This is a genomic window from Nocardia sp. NPDC003345 (assembly GCF_053589395.1).
In genome coordinates, this window is record NZ_JBSFRU010000539.1 from 1 (window position 1) to 2273 (window position 2273).

The 2273-nt window shown below is 66.1% G+C and carries 1 protein-coding gene and 1 pseudogene; both read right to left on the reverse strand.

The window, feature by feature from the left end; genetic code table 11:
* Nucleotides 1-204 (reverse strand): annotated as a pseudogene (locus tag ACWDU1_RS31740) (acyl-ACP desaturase); the annotation flags it as partial.
* A gap of 51 nt (nt 205-255) precedes the next feature.
* A complete protein-coding gene (locus tag ACWDU1_RS31745; RefSeq protein ID WP_450004109.1) occupies nt 256-1956 on the reverse strand; it encodes an AMP-binding protein in 1701 nt (566 codons plus the stop codon).
* Between the last annotated feature and the right edge of the window lie 317 nt (nt 1957-2273).

Below are 2273 nucleotides of genomic sequence, written 5' to 3' on the forward strand. Positions count from 1 at the left end.
TGCGTGTTCGGACAGCCTGCTCTGACCCGGCTCCCAGGGGTCGCCTCCGAGTGGACCGTCGAAGTTGGAGCCCTCGCTCCACGGAACGAATTGATGGGGGAACCATTCTTTGGTGAGACTGAGATGCCGGTCCAGATTATCCGCGACTACCGGCGCCAAATAGGTCATTACGCCGAGATCATGCTTTTCCGTCGTACTTGTCATTATGGCTTCTCCTACAACCCGGTCGAGCGTCTCATACGCGCTGCGCGCGCATTATCCTGTTGGTGAGTAGGTTCGACTCGCGGCGGATATTCTTGCCGCGGCCGCGAGGCGTTGCCATTTTCCGCTGGTGGAGCGGGTGAGAAAGCCGGGCGAAACCGGATATACCCGTACAGCGGAAAATCCGAGGTCCGCGGTCACCTGTTTGCGAACTCGTTCGACCAGTTCTGGGTAATCGGCTTCCGGCGCTTCGGATTCGACGATCAAGCCGACGTATTCTCCGATGCGGCCGTCTGCGGCGTGTTCGGTGTCGGCGAAAGCTATCGCCCGGCCCCGGTAGACACCCGGCACCGTGCGAGCGACGTGTTCGGCGTCGGACGGAAAATAGTTCCGGCCGTTCACGATCACCATCTCTTTACGGCGGCCGCCAACGTAGAGCCGGCCCTCGTGCCAGAAGCCGAGATCGCCGGTGCGCAGCCAGTCACCGTCGAACAGTTCGGCGGTGGATTCGGGATCGCGGTAGTAGCCGGCCGTCACGGAGGCGCCGCGAATCTGGATCTCACCCAGTTGATCCTCGGCGCAGTCGGAGCCGTCACCGGCGATGATGCGCACTGCCATGCCGGCCACCGGCCGTCCGGCGGAGACGAGGCCGGTGGCCGCGGGATCTTCCGGGGCGAGTGTTCGCACCACACCGTTTTCCGCCAGCGCGTCGCGGTCGGCCCACAGGATGGCGGGTGGGCTGCCCGGCTGGGAGAATGTGATGGCCAGGGTGGCCTCGGCCATTCCGTAGGCGGGAAACATCACTGATGGCCGGGCACCCGCCGGGGCGAGCGCGGCGTCGAAGTTCTGGAGGGTCTGCGGTGAGAGAACCTCGCCGCCGTTGACGGCCAGTCGCCATCGGGAAAGGTCGAGTCCCGCCACCAGATCGGGGGCCGCCAGGGCCACTCGGGCGATCAGGTCATAGCTGAAGTTCGGGCCGGTGGTGATGGTGGCGCCGGTGTCGGAGACGAGCTGCAGGAACCGCTCGGGCCGCCGGATGAAGGTCTGCGGGGCGACGAGATTGACCTGTCCCCCGGAGAACAGCCCGGCCAGCACGCCGAACAGACCCATATCGTGGTAGAGCGGAGTCCACAGCGCCCAGACGTCATCGGGGGTCATCTCCCCTGAGCGCACGATCCCGTCCAGGCCGGCCATGATGTTCGCGTGGGTCAGCAGTACGCCGCGCGGCGCCCGCGTGCTGCCGGAGGTGAACTGCACGAATGCGGGGGTGTCGGGCTGCACGTCCGGTAGCGCTCCGGCGCCGGATGCGCTCTCCGCGACGGTGATGAAACGCAGCCCGGGACAGGCGTTGCGCAGTTCGCTCGTCACGGCGTCGAGCTCCGGTCCGGTCACCACGGTCTGCAGGCCGGCGACATCGACGAGCTGGGCCAGGTGTGCGGCCTGCTTGGCCGGGTGGACGGCGGCCAGGGGAAGGACGGTCGCCGCTCTTCCGGCGCGTACGATGCCGAACCACGCGATGAGGAACTCCGGTCCCGGCGGGAGCATGATCCCTACCACGGCACCGGGTTCGGGCCCGGAGAGTAGTCCGTGCGCGAAACGTTTCGAGGCTTCCGACAGTTCGGTCAGGCCGATCCGTTCGTCATCGCCGGTCCGGTCGGGAAAGCGGATGTATCGGCCTTGCGTGTCGGCGTGCGCGGCAAGGGAATCCAGTGCCCCACCGAGGTTGGAATTGGACCAGACCGATGGTAACGTCATGTCAACCACACCTGTACCGCTACCGTGGTTCCGGCCACTGGCGGGTCACCGTCCGGCCACTTCGCTGAAAATCTGCTGAACTGCCCCATAACGACCACCTCGAGCGAGCCGAGCCAGCCCCGTCGTTGCGGCTGGTTTTAGACACAATGTCTCAACGGTATCACCGCCGGTTCATTAGCGTTGGAAAACAGTCTGTTTCGGGGCCCGAGGTGGCCGTGTGCGCCGCAGCTAGAGCTTCGGGGCGGGCGGGAAGACGACCGGCAGCGACTCCAGCGCGCGGTGGAACGGGCCCGGACGCCAGACGAGCCGCTCCGCGG